The 24880-nt window shown below is 58.8% G+C and carries 21 protein-coding genes and 2 pseudogenes; 11 read left to right on the forward strand and 12 right to left on the reverse strand.

Going from position 1 to position 24880, the window contains the following annotated elements:
* Positions 1-25 precede the first annotated feature (25 nt).
* Positions 26-1030: an anion permease gene (locus tag ACSQ2W_RS23005; RefSeq protein WP_436088471.1), complete on the reverse strand. Its 1005-nt coding sequence runs from the start codon at positions 1028-1030 to the stop codon at positions 26-28.
* A complete protein-coding gene (locus ACSQ2W_RS23010) occupies positions 1030-1671 on the reverse strand; it encodes a DUF47 family protein (RefSeq protein ID WP_436088472.1) in 642 nt (213 codons plus the stop codon). Before ACSQ2W_RS23010 ends, ACSQ2W_RS23005 begins: the two co-directional genes overlap by 1 nt.
* A 181-nt stretch (positions 1672-1852) precedes the next feature.
* On the opposite strand from ACSQ2W_RS23010, the gene ACSQ2W_RS23015 reads away from it, so the two are divergent.
* Positions 1853-2362 carry an NUDIX hydrolase gene (locus tag ACSQ2W_RS23015; protein WP_436088473.1) on the forward strand — a complete coding sequence of 170 codons (510 nt, stop codon included), beginning with the start codon at positions 1853-1855 and terminating at the stop codon, positions 2360-2362.
* A gap of 227 nt (positions 2363-2589) precedes the next feature.
* On the opposite strand, the pseudogene ACSQ2W_RS23020 reads toward ACSQ2W_RS23015, so the two are convergent.
* Positions 2590-2868: pseudogene (locus tag ACSQ2W_RS23020) on the reverse strand (tRNA (N6-threonylcarbamoyladenosine(37)-N6)-methyltransferase TrmO); the annotation flags it as partial.
* Between the two features lie 105 nt (positions 2869-2973).
* Positions 2974-4182, reverse strand: a complete 1209-nt coding sequence (locus ACSQ2W_RS23025) for an MFS transporter (RefSeq protein ID WP_436088474.1) — start codon at positions 4180-4182, stop codon at positions 2974-2976.
* Between the two features lie 126 nt (positions 4183-4308).
* Here ACSQ2W_RS23025 and ACSQ2W_RS23030 point away from each other — a divergent pair, with 126 nt between their 5' ends.
* Positions 4309-4479, forward strand: a complete 171-nt coding sequence (locus ACSQ2W_RS23030; protein WP_436088475.1) for an RpiB/LacA/LacB family sugar-phosphate isomerase — start codon at positions 4309-4311, stop codon at positions 4477-4479.
* Positions 4480-4812: 333 nt separating this feature from the next.
* Here the strand turns inward: ACSQ2W_RS23030 and ACSQ2W_RS23035 are convergent, their stop codons facing one another.
* Together ACSQ2W_RS23035 and ACSQ2W_RS23040 are read right to left on the reverse strand one after the other, a co-directional pair.
* Positions 4813-5490, reverse strand: a complete 678-nt coding sequence (locus tag ACSQ2W_RS23035; protein WP_131631608.1) for a response regulator transcription factor — start codon at positions 5488-5490, stop codon at positions 4813-4815.
* The gene (locus tag ACSQ2W_RS23040) at positions 5478-6302 is read right to left on the reverse strand and encodes a sensor histidine kinase (protein WP_436088983.1); all 825 of its coding nucleotides are present in this window, start codon (positions 6300-6302) and stop codon (positions 5478-5480) included. Before ACSQ2W_RS23040 ends, ACSQ2W_RS23035 begins: the two co-directional genes overlap by 13 nt.
* A 979-nt stretch (positions 6303-7281) precedes the next feature.
* On the opposite strand from ACSQ2W_RS23040, the gene ACSQ2W_RS23045 reads away from it, so the two are divergent.
* From ACSQ2W_RS23045 to ACSQ2W_RS23060, 4 genes are all read left to right on the forward strand, one after another.
* Complete coding sequence (locus ACSQ2W_RS23045) at positions 7282-8745, forward strand: SLC13 family permease (RefSeq protein ID WP_436088476.1); 1464 nt, start codon at positions 7282-7284, stop codon at positions 8743-8745.
* Between the two features lie 15 nt (positions 8746-8760).
* Positions 8761-9936, forward strand: coding sequence for a glycerate kinase family protein (locus ACSQ2W_RS23050; protein ID WP_436088477.1), 1176 nt, complete (start codon positions 8761-8763; stop codon positions 9934-9936).
* A 1480-nt stretch (positions 9937-11416) separates the two neighbouring features.
* Positions 11417-11590, forward strand: a complete 174-nt coding sequence (locus ACSQ2W_RS23055; protein ID WP_436088478.1) for a hypothetical protein — start codon at positions 11417-11419, stop codon at positions 11588-11590.
* Positions 11591-11690: 100 nt separating this feature from the next.
* Positions 11691-11951: a hypothetical protein gene (locus ACSQ2W_RS23060; RefSeq protein WP_436088479.1), complete on the forward strand. Its 261-nt coding sequence runs from the start codon at positions 11691-11693 to the stop codon at positions 11949-11951.
* Between the two features lie 512 nt (positions 11952-12463).
* Here the strand turns inward: ACSQ2W_RS23060 and ACSQ2W_RS23065 are convergent.
* Positions 12464-12931 (reverse strand): helix-turn-helix domain-containing protein, encoded by a 468-nt coding sequence (locus ACSQ2W_RS23065; RefSeq protein WP_436088480.1) that lies wholly within the window; start codon positions 12929-12931, stop codon positions 12464-12466.
* On the opposite strand from ACSQ2W_RS23065, the gene ACSQ2W_RS23070 reads away from it, so the two are divergent.
* From ACSQ2W_RS23070 to ACSQ2W_RS23080, 3 genes are all read left to right on the forward strand, one after another.
* On the forward strand, positions 12854-13768 hold the full coding sequence (locus tag ACSQ2W_RS23070; RefSeq protein ID WP_436088481.1) for a LysR family transcriptional regulator: 915 nt from the start codon (positions 12854-12856) through the stop codon (positions 13766-13768). The two genes, ACSQ2W_RS23065 and ACSQ2W_RS23070, sit on opposite strands and share 78 nt — an antisense overlap.
* Before the next feature lie 85 nt (positions 13769-13853).
* Positions 13854-14075 carry a hypothetical protein gene (locus ACSQ2W_RS23075; protein ID WP_436088482.1) on the forward strand — a complete coding sequence of 74 codons (222 nt, stop codon included), beginning with the start codon at positions 13854-13856 and terminating at the stop codon, positions 14073-14075.
* A gap of 136 nt (positions 14076-14211) precedes the next feature.
* Positions 14212-14682, forward strand: coding sequence for a BA14K family protein (locus ACSQ2W_RS23080; RefSeq protein WP_436088483.1), 471 nt, complete (start codon positions 14212-14214; stop codon positions 14680-14682).
* 685 nt (positions 14683-15367) lie between these two features.
* Here ACSQ2W_RS23080 and ACSQ2W_RS23085 read toward each other — a convergent pair.
* The gene (locus ACSQ2W_RS23085) at positions 15368-16534 is read right to left on the reverse strand and encodes an IS110 family transposase (protein WP_436087318.1); all 1167 of its coding nucleotides are present in this window, start codon (positions 16532-16534) and stop codon (positions 15368-15370) included.
* 405 nt (positions 16535-16939) lie between these two features.
* On the opposite strand from ACSQ2W_RS23085, the gene ACSQ2W_RS23090 reads away from it, so the two are divergent.
* Positions 16940-18616: a hypothetical protein gene (locus ACSQ2W_RS23090; protein WP_436088484.1), complete on the forward strand. Its 1677-nt coding sequence runs from the start codon at positions 16940-16942 to the stop codon at positions 18614-18616.
* A 203-nt stretch (positions 18617-18819) separates the two neighbouring features.
* Positions 18820-19066, forward strand: a pseudogene (locus tag ACSQ2W_RS23095) (transposase); the annotation flags it as partial.
* A 207-nt stretch (positions 19067-19273) separates the two neighbouring features.
* Here the strand turns inward: ACSQ2W_RS23095 and apnL are convergent.
* The 4 genes from apnL to ACSQ2W_RS23115 are packed head-to-tail and all read right to left on the reverse strand — an operon-like array spanning position 19274 to position 24879.
* Positions 19274-21223 (reverse strand): D-apionate lactonase, encoded by a 1950-nt coding sequence (gene apnL / locus ACSQ2W_RS23100; RefSeq protein WP_436088485.1) that lies wholly within the window; start codon positions 21221-21223, stop codon positions 19274-19276.
* Positions 21220-22254: a Gfo/Idh/MocA family protein gene (locus ACSQ2W_RS23105; protein WP_436088486.1), complete on the reverse strand. Its 1035-nt coding sequence runs from the start codon at positions 22252-22254 to the stop codon at positions 21220-21222. The genes apnL and ACSQ2W_RS23105 overlap by 4 nt, the downstream gene beginning before the upstream one ends.
* 4 nt (positions 22255-22258) lie before the next feature.
* Positions 22259-23323, reverse strand: a complete 1065-nt coding sequence (locus ACSQ2W_RS23110; RefSeq protein WP_436088487.1) for an ABC transporter permease — start codon at positions 23321-23323, stop codon at positions 22259-22261.
* Positions 23323-24879, reverse strand: a complete 1557-nt coding sequence (locus ACSQ2W_RS23115) for a sugar ABC transporter ATP-binding protein (RefSeq protein WP_436088488.1) — start codon at positions 24877-24879, stop codon at positions 23323-23325. The genes ACSQ2W_RS23110 and ACSQ2W_RS23115 overlap by 1 nt, the downstream gene beginning before the upstream one ends.
* Position 24880: the final 1 nt, after the last annotated feature.

Genomic DNA, 24880 nt, shown 5'->3' on the forward strand with positions numbered 1-24880 from the left:
CGACTGAGCAGGGTTATCGATCGCCTTAGCCGAAAAAGCCGACGACATAATAAAAGAGTGCGGCGATGATGGCGGCCGCCGGAAGGGTGACGATCCAGGCGATGACGATGTTGCCGGCGAGGCCCCAGCGCACAGCCGAGACGCGCCGCGCGGCGCCAACGCCGATGATCGCGCCGGTGATCGTGTGCGTGGTCGAAACCGGAATGCCGAGCCAAGTCGCGGCAAACAGCGTGATCGCGCCACCCGTCTCCGCGCAGAAACCCTGCATTGGATTGAGTCGCGTGATCTTCGAGCCCATCGTGTGGACGATTCTCCAGCCGCCGAAGAGCGTGCCGAGGGCGATCGCTGCCTGACAGGAGATGACGACCCAGAACGGAACGTGGAATTCGCTCCCAAGATAGCCTTGCGAAAAGAGCAGGACGGCGATGATGCCCATGGTCTTCTGTGCGTCGTTGCCGCCGTGGCCGAGCGAATAGAGCGAGGCCGAGGCGAACTGCAGGACGCGAAAGGTGCGATCGACGGCGAACGGCGTCTGGCGCACGAACAGCCAGGAGACGGCAAGGATCAGCGTCAGCGCCAGCAGGAAGCCGATGGCCGGCGACATAAAGATGGCGCCGACGGTTTTCAGGAGGCCTGTCCAGACAATCGAGGAAAATCCGGTCTTGGCGAGACCGGCCCCGACGAGCCCGCCGATGAGCGCGTGCGACGAACTCGACGGGATTCCGAACACCCAGGTGACGATGTTCCAGATGATCGCGCCCATCAGGGCCGCAAAAATCACGAGCGGGCTGACGATCGCTGGATCGATGATGCCCTTGCCCAGCGTCTCGGCCACGTGCAATCCGAAGAAGAGGAAAGCGATGAAATTGAAGAAGGCGGCCCAGAAAACCGCGTATTGCGGTCGCAAGACCCGGGTTGAAACAATGGTAGCGATCGAGTTGGCCGCGTCGTGCAGGCCGTTGAGGAAATCGAAGAACAGCGCGATCGCAATCAGCGCCACGAGGAGCGGAAAGGCGAGAGTGGCGTCCATCAGACGTTCTCGATCACGATGCCGCTGATCTCGTTTGCAACGTCCTCGAAACGATCAAGGACCTTTTCGAGTTTTCCGTAGAGCTCGCTACCGATAATATAAGCCATGGCATTGTTCGTGCCGTGCCGGTGAAACAGATCTTTCAGCCCCTGTTCGTGCAGGTCGTCGGACCGGCCTTCCACACGGGTTATTTCTTCCGCGATCATGCTTAGGCGGGGCGCGTTGACACTGATGCGGCCAAGAAGGGGTATCGCCTCGGCGATGAGGTGCGCTGCCTCGAGGATTGCGGCTCCCATCGCCTGCATGCGTGGGTCGAAACTCGTCTGTTCAAACAGCCGGATCGTCTTTACGGTCTTGTGCATCATATCGATCGCATCATCCATGGACTGAATGAGGTCCTTGATATCTCCGCGATCGAACGGGGTGATAAAGCTACGGCGCACGGCCAGCAGGACATCGCGCGTGATGTCGTCTGCCTCATCCTCCAGCGTGACGATGCGCTCGCAGTTTTCATCGATATTATTGCCGGAAAGCAGTTGGTTCAGCGCGTCCGCCGCACTCACAACCGTTCGAGCATGCGCGTCGAACAGATCAAAGAACCGGTCTTCCCGGGGAAGCAATCTTCTGAAAAGTCCTAACATTCCGAACTCCGACCAAGGTTGCCGCATCTGTCACAAATCTGTCACAAATGTCCAGCTCCGCTACCGGCGATTCACGGAATTCATGCGTTAGGAGGACAACGCCCTTGACGAACATGGCTTGCAGGCTTTCCAAGCGAACAGGCGATTCCCCGCATCGCGAGCGTGAGAGATATTGGTCGCGATGAGCCAGACACCCAATAAAGCGTCGCGAAAAGAGGGACTGCTGCGCCGGCTTGCGCGGCATTCTGACGTGCTGTTCAAGGATCGGTTTCGTGAGCAATATGCCGCGCTTTGCTACCAGCGACATCCTGATTCCGGGACCATCGCAGTCCTTCTTGTAACATCGCGGGAAAGCCTTCGCTGGATCGTGCCGAAGGGATGGCCGATACAGGGAAAGAAGCCCCATCAGGTGGCCGCCATCGAAGCATTGGAAGAGGCGGGCGTGCGCGGCAAGATCAGAAAAAAACCGTTCGGCTACTTCACCTACCTGAAAGTCCTCGATAACGGCCAGAGCGTTCCCTGTATCGTTCAGCTCCACCTTATGGAGATCGAAAGCATGGATGAGACGTTCCGCGAAAGAGGGCAGAGGGTTCTCGAATGGGTCACATGTGTCGAGGCTGCACGGCGTGTGCGGGAGCCTGAGCTTCGCGGGCTGTTCTTGAAGTTGGAGCAAACAAACAAGACAAGGTGAGCCTAGGCGATCGCAACCTTTACTACATCGGGATATGGCAGGAGTTCGTCCAGCTCGGCTTTCTCGAAACTGTCAATGACTTGAGCGGCTGTTATATACAGGCCGCTGCGGCGTCCACGTCTCGTCCGGGTCGTCCTGCTTGAAGAACCCCGGTGCATTGGTCTGTGATCCCGGGATCCGCTCAGGCCTTCACGTAGACCCAGCCATGGGTACCGGATTTCAGGGGCACTTCTATCCGTTTGTTGCAGAACGAGGTTACGGCGGGACCGGTCGAGCCAATAGAGGAACCTCCAGCCGCTCGAAGGCATCGACACCGCGCAGCTCCGGCACCATGGCTCGAAGATTTCGATCCTGCAGATGGGGCCGTCATGTCTGCCCTGCCTTGGCGTCTCCATCCGCGATGTCCAGGGCGTGGAGACCCGGCCGATGAATACCAGGCCGGCATCCGTTGCCTGCGGCGGATCGAAGACGACCTCGTTTTCTCGGATCTCATTCTCACGGACCATCGGTTTATCCCATCTGTTGTTGAACTGAAACGCGGGGCGCAAAGCCGCGCTTCGCTGCCTTCGATCGAGCCGACCACGTCGATGTTATAGAGCTGTTTGAGCGCCTCAGGTTGCCACGGCCGGCCGGCGTTTTTCAAGCAGGATAAGGCCGAGAATACCGGCCAACGCCATCAGCACGCCGAGCCAGGCCGTGCCCGAATAGCCCAGGTAATGCGCGCCGATGGCAAACGTCAGCGCCGTCAATCCATTTCCCAGAAAGGAATTGATCGGGTTGAACGATGTGCCGAGGCCCGGCCGGCCGGGAAAGAGATCCTGGAAATAGGTCAGCGGCATGGATAGCAATGCCGCAGCACCCGCTGCCGCAGGCATGATCAAGGCGTAGATTTGCCAAGGCGCCGTGGCGAAAGATAGAGCAGCCATAAAACCGGCATAGACCAGACCCGCGACAATCAGGGTCATGAGAATATTGACGCGTTTCAGCAGATTGGCCCAGATCAGCATGAATGGGATTTCGAGAAAGGCGATCAGCCCGGCGATAATGCCGACGTCGGCAGTCTTGCCGCCGAGATTGATGATAAGGATCAGCGGCCAAAGCGTGCTGGAAAGCCGGATCGTGCCGGTCAGTGCGGCCATGGAAATCATCCGGGTCAGCATGATCGGTGCCGCAAGTTCGCCGAGCGCGGAGAAGAAGCCGGTTTGCGATTTTGCCGGGATCGCATTGCTGGTCGGCTTTGCCAGCAGGAAAGTGGAGCAGAGAAAGACCGAGAGCGCGCAGAGCCCGGCAATGCCCCAGGCGCCCATCATGCTCGCCGAGCTGGCGAAAGCCAGTCCCATCGCGGCCGGCATGACCACCCAGGAGGCGGACATGAAAGCCCGGACGGTGGCATTGATCGCGGCAGCGTCCCGGCTCGGAAGATCGGCCGTTTCAGCGCGAACACCCACGAAGATCAGTGAGCTGACGGACTGGAAGAACGGGATCACGAATGCCGTGGCGAGGACGAACACCGGAACCGAGGGAAAGAGGAAGATGGCGCCATAGCCGGCGACGCCCATGAGCGCCATTGCGATCATGATCCTGCGCCGGTCGCCGATCAGGTCGGAGAGAATGCCGAGCGAGACGCTGATGGTGACCGCTGACACCGACGTCACGAAAACGAGCATCGAATAGTCCTGATCGCTCATGCCCAGTTCGCGGATTGCCGTTATCGACAGATAAGGCAGGGTCGAGCCATAGGCAGAACCCTGAACGAAGATCATGATGGCAAGGAGCAATAATTGCGGTTGGGCGCGAATCTGGCGCAGGGAATGAAACATGGGACAATCTTTAACGGGGGCATCCGCCATAGAGCGGATGTAAGGGAAACAGGGCGAACCAACTGGATAGAATGAAATGCGAGCAGTTATCCGCATTCCACCTTGGGTTACAAGCAGATTGAATTGATGCGTGCCATGTGCGCACTATGCACCGAGACCACCGGCGTCCGTTTATCAGGCGAACATAACGATGCAAACGTACTGGTGCTCGGCGCCGATATCATGAAGCCGGAGACGGCGTTCGAATGCATCGAGGTTTTCCTCAACACCAAATTCCTCGGCGGTCGCTACGCCTGAACGCCGGTCTAACAGTACTGGGTGGTCTCTAGTCTCAGTCTAGCGGCTGGCTAGGAAGGCAGCGACGATTGTTCAGAAGTCCAGCAAAACAAGCGTCGGTCTTTTCGCGTAGCGAGTTGCGATGCGTCAGAATGCCTTGAGCCATGATTCGGCAGCGTCAAGCGCCCGGAGACGACTGGGAGGATCCGACCACCTCGCGCGATGGCATCGTCGATATCGCACGGTCGCGGGCAAGGCCGGGCAGGTGAGGGGAAATCACCTCTCGCTGGTTCGTGGACTCGTGCGTGCGCGGGCAACCTCCTGCGAGCCGAGCGAAGTTTCTTTGCAATCATGCTATGATGTACTTTCGACCAGGGTGTAGCCCACCCCTCGCACGGTCCGAATAGCTGGATCACCGTCTTGACCGAGCTTACGCCTCAGATAGCGGATATAGACTTCGACGATCTTGGTTCCGGGGTCGAAATCGTAGTTCCAGACGTTGTTCAGCAGCCGCTGACGGCTGACCACTTTGTTAACGTTGAGCATAAGATAGCGGAGCAGTTCGAACTCGCGAACGGTGAACCCGATCTCGCGGTCCGATTTCCTGACGCGGCGCGTTGCCGGATCGAGGGTAAGCGACCCGACCTGCAGGACATCCGTGCGTTCGAGCGTTGGGCGGCGTCTCCGCAGCGCCTCTATCCTGGCAATCAGTTCATCGAATGCGAAGGGTTTTACGAGGTAGTCGTCAGCGCCGCTTTGAAGTCCGTCGACACGATCGCGGATGCTTTCCTTGGCGGTGAGCATCAGGACGAGCACGGAACGTCGCTCCTGCCGGATTATCCGGCACACTTCAAGACCGTCCACATAGGGGATCATTCGATCGAGGATGACTAGGTCGACAGTTTCATGACGGATCCGCTCGAGACCGTCGCGCCCGTCCTCTGCCAGTTGCACATGATAGCCTTCCGCCTCAAGGCCGCGCCGCAGAAAGCTCGAGATCCGCCGGTCGTCTTCTACAATCAGGACTCGCATGCGGTTTTCCTTTCTGCGATGGGCAGCCGAATGGTGAGAACCGCACCGCGCGGCGGCGCAGGCCCGAGGGTGATGGTCCCATCGTGCCGTTCGATGATCGTCTTTGCAATCGGCAGACCAATGCCGAGGCCATTGGCTGCGCGGCTGGCGTTGTTCCTTCCGCGATAATATCGGTCGAAGACAAAAGGTAGTTCCGCCGCATCAATCCCGCAACCGTGATCACGGATGGTCAGCGCCAGGATGTCATCGCTACGACAAATGTCTATGTCGATGCTTCCACATGGGTCGGCATATTTGATCGCATTATCGATTCCAATCATCAATGCCTGCTTCAAGCGTCTGGGATCTGCCCGGATCAATTGCTTCGGTGCTCTCGAAAGCAGTTGAACTTCCATCTGCTTTTGTTGCGCAAGAATTTCACTTTCATGGACGGCCGCAACGACTACGGCTTCAGCCTCGACCGTTTCGAAATCATAGGTGACGTCATCGATCTCCGATCGCGTGAAGTCGATCAGATCCTCAAGCAGCCGCGCCATGTCTGCGGCGTAAAGCTGGATGCGGTTCAATGCATCACGGAACGAAGCAAGCCCTGGTCTCCCGCGAAGCGCCACCTCGGCTTCACCCCGCAAGATGGTAAGCGGTGTCCGCAGTTCGTGGCTCGCATCCGCAAGGAACTGGCTGCGCTTGCCATCGAGCTCAAGAAGCTGGTCATTTGCCTGCCGCAGTTCACGTGTCCGTTGATCCACTTCGCGCTCGAGCCGTGCCTGAGCAGATGTCAGGCTCGCTCTTTGCCGTTCGATCGCCTCCGCCATCTTGTTGAAACTCTGCGAAAGCACCAGGAATTCGTCGCGGCGGCCCGTCTCGATGCGATGATCGAGCTGACCACTGGCAATTGCTTCCGCTCCGGCCACCAAAAGGCGAACCGGCCGTACGATCGAATGATGGAGCGTCAGACCCAAACCCAGGCCCGCCACAACCGCCAGCACCGAAAAGACGCCAGCAACAATCAGGACCGTGTGCTGTGTGCTGCGCACCCGGGCAAGCTCCTTGGCAACTTCTCCGCGCTCCTCCTGCCGGGCATCGCCGAGCATGGTCTCGAAGTCGTTGGAGAGGCGATACTCGATGCTGCGCCGGAAGATATCGACGGCGCGATCCTGTTGCCCGGCCGCTTGTGCCTTGAATACGCGTTCAGCCGCCCGATCGATCGCTCGATAAAATTCCTGAAGCCGTGCGGCGAACTCTATTTCTGGCAATTCCTGCTGGACGTCTCCAAGGCTTCCAAGCGTGGTGAACTCCTTGCGTGTCACCTCTGCAAGAACACGGAATCCTTCCGCCATCCTTTGCCGCGCGAGTTGGAAGTCCGGCATCTGTTCAGGGCCAAGCAAAAGGACTTCGGCCAACTGCTCGGCGTAATTATTGCCAAGTCCGTCAAGATCGCTGATCGCCTCGAAGCGAGAGTGGACGCCATCGATGCGATTGACGAAATCGTCGGTGAGCTTGAGCGTCGTCAGCATCAGGCCGACAACCACGACCACGAAGACGATTGTGACTAGCTGGAAGAGAAGAATGCGCCGCCGGACGGTCATATTGCCTCGAACCTGGTTGGGAGCTTGCCGTCACGATTGCCGATTAATGGCTGCAGGACAAGAAATAGCGCCAAAACGCAGCGAATCTCACCAAATTCTATCCTTCCGCCTCCCGTCCTCTAACCTGCGACGCTTACGATCGCCCCGCACATGCCGGGCCTGTTTCTCCACCCTGCCGGCCCAGATCGTGAGACGGAGTAGCGCAATGGAGAAGGCGAACACCTGGCCTGAGCCGATATCCGGGAGAAATGATCGTCAGCCCGGCGCGCGCGTTGCGGCCATCAAGCCCGCACGGCGGCATTTGGTATTGAACCTGTTCGTTGCCGCCGCGACGTTCATCGCGATCGAATTTTTTGCATCGGGGCTGCCGTTGGAGCCTCGGCGTTCTTTACAGATTCTTGCGCTGGCACTGGTCGGCTGGACCTTGACCTCACTCGACGACACCTTCGTTGCAGTCACCGCTGCCGTGGCAATGACGTTGGTCGTCACCGGTAAACCGGACTCGCTGTTCAGTGCTCTTGGCAATCAACTGATCTGGCTTCTTCTCGCGTCGTTCCTGCTGGCGTCAGCGTTCAAGGCGAGCGGTATCACCGATCGCCTCATCGCGCTTGCCACGACACGGTTGCGGTCGGTCCAAACCCTTGCCTACGCGCTGACGGCGACGCTCCTCGCCACCGCTTTCGTCGTACCCTCCACATCGGGCCGGGCGGCCATGATGGTGCCGGCTTACGCGGCGATCGCCGAACATTGCGGCAGCGCGCGGGTCCGAAGGGCTTTCGCGCTACTGTTCCCGACGGCCGTACTTTTATCTGCCTTCGCTTCGCCGCTGGGTGCCGGCGCACATCTCATCGCTGTCGACATGGTGCGAAGGCTGTCGGGTCAGGAGATCGGTTATCTTCACTGGGTTGTTCTGGGTCTTCCGTTTGCAGTCTCAAGCGCGTTTCTCTCGACCAGTATTATCCTGAAGATTTTTCTGACGGCGCAAGAGCGGCGAAGCGAGCTTACAATTGCGCGCACCAACGCGCGCCATGCACCACTGTGGAAGCGGCCGGTCTGGATCGCCGCAGTCGTGATAGCCGGCTGGCTGACGGAACCGATGCATGGCATCGACCCAACAATCCTGGCGCTTGTCGGCGCGCTTGCCGCCTTCTTCCCAACTGCCGGACCGATCTCCTTTCGTGACGCCCTCCACGACGCCGACCTATCTCTCTTGGTCTTCCTTGCCGCAACGATTTGCCTTGCGGATGGTTTGGTGACGTCCGGACTGAACGACGCTCTTGTCGCAGCAGTTTTCCACCCCCTGCAGGGAGTAGAATTGCCATCTGTCATCGTCATGGCGCTAGTCGCTGCAATTGGTTTGCTCTCGCATCTGCTCATCCATAGCCGCAGCGCACGGGTGTCAATTTTGCTGCCACCGGCACTGATGCTTGCGCAAGCGTCAAGCGCGGATGCCGTCATGGTGATGTTGACCATGGTCTCGGCGACAGGTCTTTGTCAGACGCTGATGGTCAGCGCAAAGCCGGTAGCGCTCTTTGGCCGGGTGGATGAAGACGCTTATAGCGCGGGCGATCTCGTTCGGCTCAGCGCGGTGCTGCTGCCCCTCCATTTTCTTCTCATCATGGTGTTCGTGCTCATCATCTGGCCCGCCATCGAGTCGATGTTAGCGTAGCTGCAGGAGTTGACGATGTCGAAAAAGCACCGGCGTTTACGTGTCCTGGTCGCACCTTCCGGTTTCAAGGAAGGGCTGGGCGTCCGCGAAGTCGCAGACGCGATCGCACGGGGCGTCCGCAATGCCCTTCCCCGCGCAAAGATCACTCGCATGCCAATGATCGATGGCGGTGAAGGGTTCGTTCAGATCATGGTGGATATCTTGGGGGGCGAACTGCATCCGGTCACCGTGACGGGCCCCGTGGGGCAACCTGTCGATGCTCATATCGGCTTTCTATCGGGACGCAGGAAGCGCACGGCAGTGATCGAGATGGCTGCCGCTGCCGGGTTGCGTCTCGTGCCAAGGGATATGCGGGATCCCACGAGAACAACGAGTTACGGCGTTGGCGAAATGATCCGCGCGGCACTCGACCTCGGCGCCGAGCGCATCCTCCTGGGCTGCGGCGACTCCGGCATCAACGATGCGGGTGCTGGCATGGCTCAGGCGCTCGGCATCAGTCTCTTGGATGCATCGGGCCAACCAATTGCCGGCAACGGCGCGGCACTGCGTTCGCTCGACCGGATCGATGTTACCGGCCGCGATTCTCGCCTTGAGAAAATTAGCATCGATGTCGCCGTCAATCCTTATAACATGCTGCTAGGGGAAGCCGGCGTCGCACGGGTATTTGGGCCGCAAAAGGGTGCGACGCCGGACCATGTGGCGATTCTGGAGCAAGGTCTTCAGATGTTTGCGCGCGTTGTCCGGCGCGATCTCAATATCGACCTTGAGCCCTTGAAAGGGGGCGGAGCTTCGGGCGGGCTTGGGGCGGGCCTGCACGCCTTCGCCTTCGCCAAGCTACGTCCACGTTTCGATCTCATTCATCGACATATCAAACTCGATCAGAGGCTGGCCAAGACCGATCTGGTGATGACCGCTGAAGGCGGGATTGATGGCCAGACGCGCTACGGCAAAGTACCAGCAGAGATCGCGCGCCGCGCCAAACGTCACAAGCTGCCGGTTCTCGCTTTGGCCGGGACCGTTGGTTCGGGCGTGGAGACGACAAGGAAGGTAGGAATCGACGCGGTGTTCAGTATCCTCAACCGGCCCTGCTCGTTGGAAGACGCTATCCGCGAAACGGAAAACCTCCTTACGGAAACGGCCGAACAAGCCATACGCCTGATGCTTGCAACCCGTTCGGTATTGCGGCCTTGAGAAACCGGCGGTCCTTGCGTGAAAGGCGCGCGTACCATGAGCTTGCAACGGTGAACACATGGCCAGACGTTGTTGAGCTCTCGCAAATAGCAAACGCCCCCTCTATCCGTTCCACATGTCCAGCGGCAATACCGGAGACATAATCCGCATTTGTGCCGACTGAAGCTCTATAGCTCAAAATTCCTTGTGGAGGTTCCATAATAACAGGCTATGCCGCTCGATGTCAGTTAGCCCAGTGGGTTATCCAAAACGAAAGCGGCGTCGACAGTTCGGATCCTTTCAAGGCGGTGGATGGCAAAACGTCTTGTCGAGAAGACCTAAACGCCATACTACGGCTCGAGCCATGCCTTGTAGGAAACCACAAAATCAGATTAGTCCGCGATGAAAGCGGAAGTTTAGGCTATACTAACATTCTTGGGTATCCGAGGCGGAGAACTGGAGAATGACGCTCAAGATGGAGGGGCAGCCCTTTCTCTTACAGTTCGCGGTGTGGGCTTGCATGGTCAATTGACTGGCCGAGACAGTTCAATGAGTTTTTCCCGTGCGTCCATGGAAAAAAAGAAGAACAAGGTCGACCCGCACATCACCCCGGTCCAACCGACCGCCGTGTCGTCGAGCTACTGGCTGCGAAGGGCATTCCGCAGGCGCAGATTTGCTCGGTTTTGGGTGTCTCTGAAAAAACGCTGCGACGACGCTATCGGTGCGAGTTAGATCGTGGCAGCGCGCTCGTCGAGGCCGAACTTGTCGGCAATCTTTTACGCCTAGCCGGTGGCAACGATGACACCGCCTTGAAGGCGATCGAGTTCATATTGAAGTCGCGCTTCGCTTGGAGCGAATACGCCCCGCCGCGTTGTTAAACGTGGTCGCGTGGTGTCACCTCACCCAAAGCAACCTGTCATTCCGGGGCTATTTTCATTGTCTTGTTTAATTTAGGTTTTACTCCTAAAGGCTGTGCCTTACTGCTCATACTGCAAAAGCATTTATAGGGCTGGCCTGGATATGTGATGGGATCCAGACATGAAATGCTTCCCGCACAGTTTTTCTTCATCGCTACGCAGTCCGCGCCGCTCTCCACACCCTTACATTCGCATTTTTGAGTGTCTGCATCACAACTGAACCCAAGTCCCGAGCCCCCTATTTGTCGGCTGGCGCTCCAAGAGGGAGCAACCGCCAATCCAAGTGTTTGGACAAACACAGTAAGTAGAAGCACAGTTCTTTTGTACGACATGAGAACCTCCCGATCCGGCGAATGATGCTCTTGAGACCCACGCTGGACGCCGCGCTATCGCGCTATGAAAGTAGCACGGGCTACTTGCGGCTGAAACCAACCCCTTCGGATGTTGTGGCTAACAAAATAGGCTTGCATGGCGGACGCGGAAGTCGCTGGCCGGGGACCGCATTACCGCACCTGACGAAGCTCTAGTGATCATCGAGAAGCCTGTACAAAGACGGGGATGAACGCCTTGCTGCCGAAGGTCGCATGAACCGCGAATTCGTCCGCACCTTCGTCATGGCGGCGCAGGCTGGCGACATCCAGGCGCTTTCAGACATCGTGTGCCGTCCGGGTTTCGAATTCGATATCGGCCCAGCCGCCCTACGTGCTGCTGCTCGATTGCCCAGTGTGCCGTGGCTGGTGAAAAAAATACTTTCGTGAGCTTCATTTCCGTTCCGGTGATCATCTCCGTCAGGAGCTTGGTGATCGCCTTCTCACTGACGCCTATCGGGTGCTTCTGCCTTCCTATCGGGGTCCGGCGGTGCTGCTCTATCGAGGCGAAAGCACATTCAACCGGCGGCGGCGCTGCTACGGTTTGTCGTGGTCAGCAAACCGGTCTGTCGCCGAGGCCTTTGCGGAAGATACCTCCCGCCTCTACTACGACGGCTCGGTCCTTCTAGAAACATTGGCACCGCCCGAAGCAATCCTGACGAAAATGCCGAAACGGTACGGTGAGGGTGAATATCTTGTTGATCGCCGCTACCTGCGCGCCGTGCAGGTGCTGCGGCGGATTCGGCAATAGCCGACCCGCCAGAATGATCGCTAGGGCCACGAACGGCCATTTTCCCGCGCGGCGCGGTCCACAGGCGGCAAAGTGGCCCGTCAGCGCAGGGTCGCTATACCCCACATTTCACAGAGCGTATCAAGGCAGGAGCGGAGATCATGGGCGGCGTTGAGCTTGGCCCTCTTGCTGCTGCCGGGGCAGACGACTTCGTTGTTGAATAGCCCTCGCCACATATCCGGGACACAAGCCAATAGCCGTGATCACCGCTTGCAGGACTCGAACCTGCGACCCCATCATTACGAATAAGAAGCACCGCCGTGTCGAGCCAGACATTGCTGTGCGACGAAAATTGGCTTTCTGCGGAATTCATTCATGGATATTGTGAGTTTGGCAAGGTTCCAACCGGCGTCCGCGGTTGGGGATCCCAAGCGGGCTTGGTCTCTGTTCCCGATCTGTGCACGCAGGATCGCATAATGTCTCGCCTGGAACTGCGGCATTGGGCTGACGCGCTCGTAGATGCCCGCTTTTCCTTAAGTGGCGGAGGTCTTTCGTCCGCTTTTTAGCGGCTCGATTGCGGTCGTTCCCATAGGCAACGGGGCGAATAGCTCCGAGATGTCGCAGGACAACGCAATGGCTATTTTCTCAAGCGTCTTAATTGTCGGATTTTTGCTGCCGCGCTCAAGGTGTCCAGTGTAAGAGCGCTCGACCCCTGCGATAAGCGCTAGGTCATCTTGTGAAATTCCCTTCGCAACCCTTAGGCGCCGGATATTCAAAGCAATCAGTTGCTGTGCGTTCATCGGTATAGCACAGCATCTGGAAATTTGAAAAACCACGTAATATAGAACTATGAAAGCCCGCGGCGCTCGGCTATGCTGTGACTGGCAGGGCGACGCGTCGTCATACGTAGGAGACGTCTCCGCATGGAACTGCGCCAACTCACCTATTTCGTCGCGGTCGCCGAGGAGCTCCACTTCGGCAGGGCAGCGATGCGGGTTCATATTGCCCAGCCGGCGCTGTCGACGCAGATCCAGGCGCTCGAGCGAGAGCTCGGCGTCCAACTGTTTGTCCGAACGACGCGGCGCGTCGAACTGACGGTGGCCGGCGAGACCTTCTATGACCGATGCGTGCGCATCCTCAGCGACATCGATGCCAGTGCCGAGCTGACACGCTCGGTTGCCGGCAAGACGGCGAGGAAGATCAGGATCGGCACCATCTATCCCGCCACCATCGGCGTGCTTCCGGCGTTCCTGTCGAAGATCGCCCGAAAGTATCCCGATATCCAGCTGCAGATCCAGAGCGGCTCGACCGGCGACATCATCCGCAATCTTGAAACCGGCCAGATCAACTTAGGCTTCATCCGGCCGGTCGAAAACATCGGCTCCCTGCGCTTCTTCTCGATGGCGAGTGACAACTATCTGCTGGCTGTCGGCAAGGACAGCCGGCTTGCCATGCTGGAGGAGATCGGCATCGACGACCTGCGTGACCAGAAGATCATCTCGTTCTCGCGCCAGAACCTCTCCTACACCGAACGCTATTTTGCCGAGATGTTCGCCGAGCATGATTTGGCGCGCAATATCGCCTATACCTGCGATGACACGTTTGCGCTGATCTCGCTGGTGTCGGCGGGCCTTGGCATTGGCTTTGCGCCGCAATGGACGAGGGATTTCCCCAACCGCAATTTCGAGCTTCGCAAGGTAACGGGCGTCGACTTTCGGATCGGCATGGGGGTTGCCTGGAACACCGAGGATCCGACCGCCACGCGTGACGACATAATCGATATTGCCCGCTCGCTCGTCAGGCCGCCCCGACAGCTTGCAACAGCGCTGTCGCGGTGAACGTTTCGAGCCAGCGGCCCAGTGGATATGCGCCAGAAACCACCGGCTCTCATTCAAAATCACATCAGACACGTGGGAGACGATCATGTCGCGCAATCCAGTCCAGTCCAAGAAACCGAAAGCCACAAGTCCGCAACCCGCCGCCCAAGGCAAGCCTGGCGATGACGCCATCATCGACCAGGCCCATGTGCTTTATGGCAGTGATGCAGCGACCGCGGTTGCATACTGCGGGCTGGACGCCTGGTTCGAGGGTGAGGAAGTCGAGTTTCGCCGATTTGCGCAACTGTTTCGGAGGCTCATGAACTAGGCCGTTTGACAAAGGTTGATGGCCCCTGGCAGAGGCAAATGTGCAGCAATTCGGCACGACAGGCATCCAAAGCCGTTCATCCTAGGTTCATCGCAAGCACCCGAAAATGACCCAACCGAACTAGTAGGGTGATCTGATGAAGAAGATAGGTGCATTGTTAGTTGCAGCTGCTACGGCTTTTACGGGCGTGATGCCTGCGCAGGCAATGCCTATGCCGCCTGTGTCGATGCCCTCGAGTTCTCAGGGGGTTGACTTGGTCCATCACAAACCGGGCCACCGTGGCGGCCCGCCGCACGCACGTGGGTACAGCAGCCCTCGTTACAGCGCCGGCCCACGCTACGGTAATTTCAATGGCTACCGGGGCTACCGCTACCATCGGGATGGCTACCGTCGGCACAACGATGGCTGGTGGTATCCGCTGGCCGCATTCGGAGCGGGATTGGCCCTCGGCGGAGCGATCGCGTCGCCCCCGCGCAGGGCCTACTCGGACGCTAGTTCGGCCCATGTCGAATGGTGCTACGCGCGCTATCGTTCGTATCAAGCCTACGATAATACGTTCCAGCCGTATTATGGGCCGCGCCAGGAGTGCATTTCACCGTACTATTGATCCGAGGCGCTATCGAGACGGAGTTTGCGCAACGCCCGTAGACCCGTCACGTCGATGATCGCTCTGGCTGCTCTGCCTCTTTCGCCGCGCGCATGAACCGCTGGGCAGCCGTGTGGCTGATGCCGCTCTTATCCTGATCCATGGCATGAAATGACCTTTGGGCAGTTGCGCCTTGACCGCGAGGAGTTCCCGGCCGGAGTTGGACCATTCTCGCCTCTGATATCCGCTCATAGGCGCGTGGAAGGCAAGGAGAAGGCGTAGCCGTCCGATCGGTCCTCGTGCCATTCGATGGCGCCATTCTAGCCACGCAAGTTCATGTTTGGCCGAGAGAACCCTACGCGGATGGAAATTTTAACAGCAGGGGCGTGGGTTCGGATCCTTTCACATCAGGACTTTTGTCAATTGTTCATTCGACTGGCATCGTATTTCTCCGTGATAGGCGGATCCACGGTCTGAGCCCATAGCATTTACCGGCCCATTCTCAGGCCTATACAACCTCACATCCGGTCGCCGTTCTTGGCGGCTGCACCATTATCCCGCTTTCGACGGGCACGGGCTCAGGAGAACGGGGCCAAACTCAAGGTCGGCGTTTAAAGCCAAAAGGATCCCCGGTCCGTTCACCTGGATCCGTCAGGACTGATCAGGCCCTGAGGATTAGAAACGGTGTTTCGCAGCAGTTTGTGTTTCAGGCAGTTTTCATGATTGCCCCTTCAATTACGACGCCGGAGTTCACGTACTTCCAGAGTGCAACCAGCAACTTACGGGCCAGCGCTACTATCATCGGCGTTTTAAGGCGGCCGGCATTGCGTGCGATGCGTTCCTTGAACCATAACGTTAACGCCGATTTCGGTTGATGCCGCAACCATAGCCAGGCGAGTTCGACCATTGTCGCTCGTAGTCGCGGGTTTCCCGCCTTCGAGACTCCTTGCTCGCGACTGATGTTACCGCTTTGCCAGGGGGAGGGGGCGAGGCCCGCGTAAGATGCAATTTGCCGTCGATTATCAAAGTGTCGGAACAAACCTTCCGTGTAGAGTATCGTCGCGAACTCGGGACCAATTCCTCTGACCTTCAAAAGCGCGACCGCTCTAGCCGGTGTTTCCGGTGTCTCGCGGACGATCAACGCATCTCGCTCTGCTTCCACGGCCTTGATTTGCGTTAGCAGCAATTCCAGACGATCGAGTTCTCTGCAAATTTCGGCTTTGAGATGCTTGGACAGCACTCTGCCATCGCCAGTTCGAAGCTCGTCCAGACACTGACGGCGATCACGGCGCAAAGGCTCGTAATCTCGTATTCCTTGTGTAAAGAGCAGTCCCTTGATGCGATTGACGTGGAAAACACGTTCCGCAATCAGAGTTTTCCGCTCCCGCCCGATCCGACGGTTGTCGTCCTGCTCGGAGGTGAGAAGTTTGACCATCGAGCACGCACGCGGCTCGCCGCGTTTCCAGGCCATCAAAGCGCGTATCAGTGTTTCCCCGTCGATCCGATCCGTCTTTGCCCGGCGATGGCGGCGCGGCATGGCAATAGATGCAGCTTCCACAATATGGCTCTCGATCCAGGCTTCCTTGCTGAGAACGCGCCCCAGCCAGAAGCCATCAAGTCCGGCCTCCTGGATCACCACCAGCGGAAAAAGCCTCGCCTCGCGCCGCTGGGCTTTCTGGCGAAGGGCGGCAAAACACGAGAACAAGCCGGCGATATCGCCTCCGGTAACTGTATGGCGAGACATCTTTTCACTTCCCGGCGATAGAGCTGTCACGAGCCATGTCGATTTGCTCAATTCCAACGAGACGAAAATTGCTCCAAGATCGATGAGGGTAGCGGTCTGTGCTTGAGTTTGATCTGCTGTCATCGGCATGATTGGCCTCCAGAGAGTTTTCTAGCGACCTCACCCTGCCACGGTGCAGGCCGCTACTCACCCCTGATGGGATCTCAAGGCGAGGGATTGAATCCTTCCCAAAGCCAACACGAATATTCCACAGGGGGTCACCCCCGCGCTATCAGGGATCATCGTTGTCTCCGTGTCGATCAGTGCGGCTTCGATGTTATCTTCGAAGCGCAAATGATCTATCCGTCGCTGGGCAGAGCCATGGCGCTCCGGCACGTCCCCAATGATATCTCAAGGGTGTTGCGTCTAGGCATTCAGAAAATTTGAATCTTTGCGTTCACGGTTTCCGGGTAGGTGTTTGATAGACACTCTCCCGCTCGGGAGTATGTGGATTACACGAGTTGCGGCCTCTCGGGCAACTGGAGAATTCCAAAAATGTTCGACGGGAGTCAGATGCGTAAATATTTCCCGATTTCACTCCTCGGCCTTGTGGCGACGGGCGTCGTCTACGTGCTTCAGGTCATTCCGCTCACGGGCATTTTCCTGATGTTCGCGCTCGCCATGTTCTGGTCGGTTGTGCTCATCAACGCCAGCATGATCGGTGTGCTGATCGAGGCCCTTGTCGGGCGGGTTTCGCGCCTATGGCTTGTATTGCCGCTGGTCTTCTACGGTGGCTACTGGACCGTTGCGGCGCTCGATCATTTGGCTTTGCACGAACTCGGCCGCCGATACGACGTCTCCAATGCGCGGGTCGTGACCGGATTTGATCCCCTTCGCCAGGCGCTTGTCTTCGAAGGAGACGGAGATGGGGCGTGGCTCACGCAGAACTTCGCACTGCCAGTCGCTTACTCCGTCAATTCCAACTTTCCCGAGGGATATCTGTCCAATCGGATGATCGAAATCACGGTCTGCGCGAAGGTGCGCGAGAAGAGCCGCGGATTGGAGGCCGTAAATGGGTTCGGGTTCCACGACGGCGACGCGATCCGCTCCAGACGCATGGAGGGGCGTTTCTGCAATTTGTCGATGCCCGAAAAGCCCGAGCTGCCCATGGTCGTCGTGGGACGGGAGGAGACGAAGGATTTCGAGAAAAGTCTGCCCATCAAGCGGATCACGACGACGATTGCCATGCCCGACGGCCGTCGTTTCGAACTCTTCGGAGGAGTGGCCTCGCCACTCAGCTGGATACCTATGCCGGTGATGGGATGCGCCCTCAATTCCGGAGCGCCAAGCTGGGATTGCAACGCCGGCTTCTGGCGAAGTGGCTTTACCCCCATCGTCTCAGGCAACACGCGATACAGCCGTGATTCGACGGTTCTCGCCAAGGCGCTCGGCCTCAAACCCGTGGCGATCGACGATCGCGTGGGAGGCGATAGCACGCTCGTATTGGCGAAGGTCGCAGCGATGGAGGAAGCGACATTGGCGCGCCAATTCGCAAGGGTCGATGCCATGATCGCCGACCCCACTGCGAAGGTCACCGAATGGCAGGTTGGTGTCCTGGCAAATCACCCTGAGGAACTGGCCTTCCGTGCAGACGCTTTCATGACGGGCATCGAGCGGGCTGCCGCGATAACCGTGCGTTTGCGTTATCCGGCGCGTGAAAGCGGCCGTATCCTTGCCGGCCTGGTTGCCAACTTGCCGCACGACAGATTCATCGCGCTCGGTCCTCGCCTTCTCTCTGTCTATGCCGCCGCCGACCCCGAACACTGGCTTTGGGAGGCTGAGCCACTGTTGAGACGACTGGGCGATCTCGGGCCCGACGCTTTGCCTTACTTGGCCAATCCGCGCGCGTCGCTACCCTCGGTCAACAGAGCGGGAGTCGAAGGCCTGTGCCGCGTCGGTTCACAGGGGCGCGCCGTTGCGGAACCTATTCTGCTCGCCATGTGGGCGAAACCCGATCATCTCTCCTACGACGAACGCAGCACGATGTTTGTTTCGATGCGTCGCATGGGAATTTCGCCGCCGCCGCTGGCGGACGACACGCGCAATCTGTTCGGCAAGCTGCGGGCTGAATGGGACGATGTCTCGCCTTCGTCGCCGTCGCGGGTCTGCGCAATCAGCGCCGAGCGGCAGGTCCGGGAACGCAAAGCGCGAAGGCGTACGTCGCCAAACTGACTTCGCGTGGGCAACGGATTTGGTTATCGAGACCTGGGATTTCCTTGTAGTCTCGCAGTTTGGAACTATGTCGCGCAACGCGTTCTCGTTTTGTGCTCGCCGGATCGCATAATAGCTCCTGCGGAACTTGCAGGTTTCCTGACGTGCGCCGCGGTTCTGTTTTGTAAGCGTCACTTTCTAAAACCCGACAAGGCAAAGCGCCCATGAAATCAAGCGATCTGACGGATCGGGAAATTGATCTCGCCTTGCCTGCCTGGGCCGAGGCGGCTGGGCAGGCCGCCGCAGCACCGATCTTTGCGAGGTCGTGAATGCGTTGCTTTACATCGCCACGTCTGGGTGCCAGTGGCGGATGATGCCAGGGATTTTCCGCTTTTTACAACTGTGCAGGCCTATTTCTACGAATGGCGAGCGACAGGGTTACGGGGTCGGATCAACCATCATCTTGTGATACTATCGCCCGCATCCGGGTCCTGACACGACGCTTGTTTGAAACCTTTTCGAATCAGGCTCTAAGCTGCATACACCCATTCAGGGGAGGCAACTTTTAGCGAACACGATGCCCTCACACGGTCAGCACTGACGAGGTGCCGTCCCCTCGCATCACTGGTGCGGTCAGGTTGCCGGTGATGAAATTACGAAAGATGCCTCAAGGAATAGTCACGAGGTGTGGACACGGGCAACGGCGAAAGGCGAAAGCTCCAGTTGCGCGCTTACCATTGCAACTGACCTCACCCCGGATTTCGTCGCTTTCCCCATCGTGTCCGCGTCGAGCACATTCAATTGCGCGCGCGCGGGATTAACCAACTCGGTCATATCCACGGATTGTGCTTGAGCACTGAGATTGACGATCCAGAGGGTCGCCTCCTCTTCGATTTCGGTTTTGAAAGACAGGACCTTGCGCGGATCGGAGGCGACGACCGTACGCCACTGCTGCCCCGCCAGTTCCGCCAGGCCGGCCACAATGTGAAAGAGCGGTCGTCTTCCGCCTTCGGTGATCGGCTCGTGTTTTCCAGCAAAGATGCCGAACGGTCCGGTGAGGGCTGATAGCGTCAGTGTCTCGATATCTGCATCCAGCACTGAAGTGATGTAACCGGTGGCGAAGGCGGCGGCGAACAGGCCGGTATGGCGGGGGTCACGGTTGGCCATTGGGATGCGGCAGCAATCTGGGTTGTCCATCGTGCGGCTGCCATAGGGGTTTTGCCGCATGGCGATGGTAGAGGGTCCGAGACGATAGGGCTTGTCGCCGTAGATGGCGCGGACAGACCTCGTGATGAAGGGCAGCGCTTCAAGTGTCTGCATGATGCTCAGATCGTCAGCCGCATGCACGGTGGGACTGGTGCAGTGGCTGATGAAACCAAGGTTTCCGGCTGGAACGCGCTTACGGTTGAGTTCGGTGAAATAAGAGAGCATGCCGCCGCCGAGGCGAATGCCGGGAAATGCGTTCGCTGCGGCTGCGTAGACATCTTCAAGCTGCGGGCAATCAGGCCATTTGCTCCCAGGCGGGGTCGATTGGCGATCGACAGAGGGGCAGACCATGATGGCACCAGGTGCAAAATTTGCGTCGCGCATCCAGGCGGCAGTCTCCAGCATTTCCTCATCCAGCGGGCGTTGGCAGGGGACGGCGAATTCGAGCGTCGTCGTGCCATCGTGGATGGCGGCGATCTCGGCAAAACCCTTGAAGGCGGCGGCGCTATGACCGGCTGCGGGGTCAAAATGAAAAAGCAGGTCCTGAACCCTTGGCCCATCCTGGCGCGCGAGGGCAGCGAGACTGGCTTCGACTTCCTCTGGGGTAATCACCAGGCTGATGGCGGGCATCGTGCCGGACGCAGTCCCAGGCGTGAGCCGGATGACGCTCGAGTTTTCGGCCGATGCGAGGCGATCGCCCGAAGCGGTGGCGCGACTGTCGATGACCGTCAGGGTGATTTGCTGGAGGATGGGCTCGTTTGCCGGTATCTGATAGGGCCAGGGCAGGGCCAATGGGCGGACATAGGTCTTGTAGGAGGCGTCCGACCAGTTGCGTTGGTCTTCCATCTCGAATGTGTCGCCTTCCATGCGGCATTCGACGCTGACGTCGGCAAGTGCTGTATGGGTGATGGCGCGCAGGTTTTTGACGGGCTGCCGGGGATCTATAAGATCAGGCAGCTTGGTGCTCTCGATCTCGCCATCGACATGTTCGACGGAGACTGGCGTTCCTGCGACGCCGACGATGGGATGCAGAATGCAAAAGCCGCAGCGATTGGTCTCGAAGCCTGTGGCGGAACGGGCGCTGCTCCTGAACGTCAATATGCCACCGGCACGTGCTTCGATCATTGCAACTATATCGAGAACCGTGCCCTTCGGGCCGTCGCAACGGGCGCCGTAGGAGACGGTGAAGCCGCTCTCCGTTTCGGTGACAGCAAGGTTAGACAGCGTGGGGTTGTAGGTGCCCCAGTCGCAGTCGCGGACCACATAGGAAATGGCGCGCAGGACTTCGACGCCGTCGTAGATGATGGCACGAAGGTTGCCACCAGCAAGTTGCGCCGTCAGTTTTCCGGCCCTCAGGAGACGCGGGACGGGTTCGGCCTGGATGGTTCCGTAAAGCCGGAAGGCAATTGCCGTGTCGCTCATTTCAGCAAGGTTCCGATCTCGACGGTCGCCTTGGAGGCGGCGCTTTCATAGGCGGCTTCGACGAGGGCGAAGGTCTTCAGATTGTCGGCGCCGGAGGTGCACGGTTCCTCTCGGCGGCGGAGGCAATCGGCCCAGTGCTGCTGGATGGCAAAGACGCTTTCCTGGATATTGTGCCACGGCCGCGAAGCCCAGGGCAGCAAGATTGGCGCGACGTCGGTGTTCGTCGTTCCCTCGGCATTGGTGACCTGCAGCTCGTAGCCCTGTGACAGGCGCAGCGAGCCCTGCGTACCGTCGAGCTCGATCAGCGTTTCGGGGAAAGACTCGACGGATTGTCTGGTTGCATAGCTGACATCGACGATGGAGGTCGCGCCGTTGTCGTGGTCGAGCAGGATGGTCGCCACGTCCTCGCCGCGGATTTTCGGATTAACGCGCTTTGTTCGCGCGGACAGGCTCGTCACGTCGCCGAGAATGTAGCGGGCGATATCGAGCGCATGGATGCCGAGGTCCTCGATGATAAAGCGTTTGCCGTCCGCCAGGTATGGCTGGCCGGAGAAAACATCGTAGCCGGAGCGGAAGGAGAAGCGGCCCCAGAAAGGGGTGCCGATTGCGCCGGAATCCAGCGCCTTGCGGACGGCCTGGATGGATGTCTGCCAGCGGAAATTCTCGTGGATCATAAGGGGGATTCCCGCGATATCGCAGGCGGCGACCATGGCTTTTGCGTCGGCAAGCGTCGGAGCAAACGGCTTCTGGCAAATCGCCGGAACCTTGTGGGTGGAGGCCAGCTCCACCAGTGTGCGATGACTGTTTACCGTGGTCGCGATATCGACGAAATCGAAACCGCCATCGGCGAACATCTGCGCTGCATCGGTGTAGCGCCGCTCGACACCGAACTGGTCGCCGACGAGCTTCAGCCGCTCGGGGTCGCGGTCGCAGATGGCGACGATGGACACGCCTTCGACATCGTTCCAGCCGTGCATCTGGTTGACGGCGAAAAAGCCGCAACCGACCAGGGCGCCGCGCAGTTCCATCATCTTCTCACCCCCTCTTCGCCAGCTGCATCAACGTCACCTGCTGCTGCAAGCGGCGCTGGGCCTGGTCGACCACCACCGCAACAATGATGACGATACCCTTGATCACCATCTGCCAGAAGGAGGAGACCCCCATCATCACCAGACCGTCTGACAGAATACCGATGACGAAAGCGCCGATGATGGTGCCACCGATCGTACCGCGACCGCCGGACATCGAGGTGCCACCGAGGACGGCTGCGGCAATGGCGTTAAGTTCGAAGGAGTTGCCAGTGGCCGGATGCGAGGCCATCAGCTCCGACGAAATGACAATGCCGACGATGGCGGCGCAGAAGCCGGAAAACATGTAGACGAACATCTTGACCCGGTCGACACGGATACCGGACATGCGGGCGGCGCGCTCGTTGCCGCCGACGGCGAAGATCTGACGGCCGATCGGCACGTATTTCGCGACATAGGCGGCGGCGAGTGCCACGACGATCAGGATCCAGATCGATACCGGCAGGCCGATGATGCGGCCGGAACCAAGGAAGCCGAAGCCGGTCGTTGCAAGCTCCGGCTTGCCGACGAGGTTCGGGAACGTCTGGCCGTCCGAGGAGAGGAGGGCGAATCCACGGGCGACGTAGAGCGTGCCGAGCGTAGCGATGAAGGGGGCGACATTGAGCTTGGTGATCAGGAGACCGTTCACCGCGCCGATCACAACGCCGACCGCGAGCGTGATCAGGCAGACCTCGACGACATTGAAATACATCGTATAGCCGAACTGCAGATCGATGCCGTTGAGGATCAGACCGCCCGCGACCATGCCGCAGAGGCCGACGATCGAGCCGACCGAAAGGTCGATGCCACCGGTGATGATGACGAAAGTCATGCCCATGGCAAGGAAGGCATTCAGCGCCACATGCTTCGACATCAGGATGATATTGGCCGTCGACAGGAAGTTCGGCGCGAAGATCGAGAAGAAGGCGATGACTGCAAAGAGCGCGATGAACGTCCTGAGCTTCATCAGCGTTAAAAGGACGGAGCCGCTATCGGTTGCCGGTGCTTTTTCGGTCGCGGTTGCGGTGATCATTACGCAGTTTCCCCAGTGGTTTTGTGTTCGGCCGATTTGTGTCCCTCGGACGCAGCCTTGACGATGAGCTCTTCTGTGGCGTCTGCCCTGTCAAGGATCATCGTTACCCTGCCGTTGCTCATCACGGCGATGCGGTCGGAGAGCGCCATGACCTCGTCGAGGTCGGAAGTCGAAAACAGAATGGCGAGGCCTTCACCAGCGAGCCTGCGCATGGTGCGGAAGACATCAGCCTTGGCGCCGACATCGATGCCGCGGCTCGGCTCGTCCATTAGCAGCACCTTCGGGTTGGTCATCAGGGCCTTGCCGATGACAACCTTCTGCTGATTGCCACCGGACATCGAGGTAACGTCGAAATCCGGATTCGGCGCCTTGATCGAGAGGTTGCGGATCTGTTCCTTGATGGCCGTCTGTTCGCGGTCGCCGGCGATGTGGAAACCGAACTTCACGAATTTCTCGAGGCTTGCCAGAGTGAGGTTAGAAGCGATCGACAAGACCTGCACGAGGCCTTCCCGCTGCCGGTCTTCCGGGATGAGCGCAAGGCCTTTTCGGATACGGGTGGAGGTGTCCTTAGCGAAGATCTCTTCGCCCGAGACGAAGATCTGGCCGGTGGAGTGCGCATAATGGCCGATGACGCATTCGAAGAACTCGCTGCGGCCGGCACCCATGAGGCCGTAGATGCCGAGAACCTCGCCGGCCCTGACCGAGATAGACAGGTGATCGACGGCAAGACCGCCCGTCCTGCGCGGCAGGCAGATATTCTCCGCGCGGAAGGCTTCACTGCCGAGCTTGTGGTCAACGGATTTGGCAAAATCCTTGGCATCGGAACCGATCATCGAGCGGACGATCCATTTGGTGTCGATATCTCGAACCATTGCCTGGCCAGTGATCTGGCCGTCGCGCAACACGGTGATGTAGTCGCCGATGCGCATCAGCTCTTCCAGCCGGTGCGAGATGTAGACAATGGCGACGCCTTGCGCCTTCAACTCGCCGATGACCTTGAAGAGGATATCGACTTCAGCGGCCGACAATGCCGAGGTCGGCTCGTCGAGAATGAGGATACGGGTATCGAGCGAGATCGCCTTGGCGATTTCCACAAGCTGCTGTTGACCGATCGGCAGGTCCTCGACCATGGTTTCGGCGCTGATGCCAGCGTCGAGCTTGTCGAGGAAATGATTGGCCTTTTCGACTTGCGCCTTGTGATCGATGCCACGAATGCCGCGGGTGATTTCGCGGGTGGCGAAGATGTTTTCGGCGACCGAGAGATTGCCGAACAGGTTCAATTCCTGAAACACCATGCCGATTCCATGCCTCTGCGCATCGGCTGGGGAGTTGAACTCGACCTCCTTGCCGTCGAGCAGGATGCGGCCGAGAGAAGGTTTCTCGACGCCGGCGATCATGCGCATCAGCGTCGACTTGCCGGCGCCGTTTTCGCCGACGAGCACGTTGACCGCGCCGCGCTTCAGCTCGAGGCTCGCATGCTTGACTGCAACGATGCCCGAATAGACTTTAGTGACGTCGTCGAGCTTTAGGATGGTCTCGTGTGTCTCGGCTGCCATG

It is taken from the genome of Pararhizobium sp. LjRoot255 (genome assembly GCF_964252905.1).
Lineage (GTDB): Bacteria > Pseudomonadota > Alphaproteobacteria > Rhizobiales > Rhizobiaceae > Pararhizobium.

Coding starts and splice junctions, on each gene's coding strand:
- ACSQ2W_RS23075 (WP_436088482.1), top strand. CDS start 13,854: ATGTCGCGCAATCCAGTCCAGTCCAAGAAACCGAAAGCCACAAGTCCG.
- ACSQ2W_RS23015 (WP_436088473.1), top strand. CDS start 1,853: ATGAGCCAGACACCCAATAAAGCGTCGCGAAAAGAGGGACTGCTGCGC.
- ACSQ2W_RS23040 (WP_436088983.1), bottom strand. CDS start 6,302: ATGGCGGAGGCGATCGAACGGCAAAGAGCGAGCCTGACATCTGCTCAG.
- ACSQ2W_RS23110 (WP_436088487.1), bottom strand. CDS start 23,323: ATGATCACCGCAACCGCGACCGAAAAAGCACCGGCAACCGATAGCGGC.
- ACSQ2W_RS23030 (WP_436088475.1), top strand. CDS start 4,309: ATGCGTGCCATGTGCGCACTATGCACCGAGACCACCGGCGTCCGTTTA.
- ACSQ2W_RS23115 (WP_436088488.1), bottom strand. CDS start 24,879: ATGGCAGCCGAGACACACGAGACCATCCTAAAGCTCGACGACGTCACT.
- ACSQ2W_RS23025 (WP_436088474.1), bottom strand. CDS start 4,182: ATGTTTCATTCCCTGCGCCAGATTCGCGCCCAACCGCAATTATTGCTC.
- ACSQ2W_RS23045 (WP_436088476.1), top strand. CDS start 7,282: ATGGAGAAGGCGAACACCTGGCCTGAGCCGATATCCGGGAGAAATGAT.
- ACSQ2W_RS23035 (WP_131631608.1), bottom strand. CDS start 5,490: ATGCGAGTCCTGATTGTAGAAGACGACCGGCGGATCTCGAGCTTTCTG.
- ACSQ2W_RS23055 (WP_436088478.1), top strand. CDS start 11,417: ATGAACCGCGAATTCGTCCGCACCTTCGTCATGGCGGCGCAGGCTGGC.
- ACSQ2W_RS23010 (WP_436088472.1), bottom strand. CDS start 1,671: ATGTTAGGACTTTTCAGAAGATTGCTTCCCCGGGAAGACCGGTTCTTT.
- ACSQ2W_RS23050 (WP_436088477.1), top strand. CDS start 8,761: ATGTCGAAAAAGCACCGGCGTTTACGTGTCCTGGTCGCACCTTCCGGT.
- ACSQ2W_RS23065 (WP_436088480.1), bottom strand. CDS start 12,931: ATGAACCCGCATCGCTGCCCTGCCGAAGTGGAGCTCCTCGGCGACCGC.
- ACSQ2W_RS23080 (WP_436088483.1), top strand. CDS start 14,212: ATGAAGAAGATAGGTGCATTGTTAGTTGCAGCTGCTACGGCTTTTACG.
- ACSQ2W_RS23005 (WP_436088471.1), bottom strand. CDS start 1,030: ATGGACGCCACTCTCGCCTTTCCGCTCCTCGTGGCGCTGATTGCGATC.
- ACSQ2W_RS23085 (WP_436087318.1), bottom strand. CDS start 16,534: ATGCCGATGACAGCAGATCAAACTCAAGCACAGACCGCTACCCTCATC.
- ACSQ2W_RS23070 (WP_436088481.1), top strand. CDS start 12,854: ATGGAACTGCGCCAACTCACCTATTTCGTCGCGGTCGCCGAGGAGCTC.
- ACSQ2W_RS23090 (WP_436088484.1), top strand. CDS start 16,940: ATGTTCGACGGGAGTCAGATGCGTAAATATTTCCCGATTTCACTCCTC.
- ACSQ2W_RS23105 (WP_436088486.1), bottom strand. CDS start 22,254: ATGATGGAACTGCGCGGCGCCCTGGTCGGTTGCGGCTTTTTCGCCGTC.
- apnL (WP_436088485.1), bottom strand. CDS start 21,223: ATGAGCGACACGGCAATTGCCTTCCGGCTTTACGGAACCATCCAGGCC.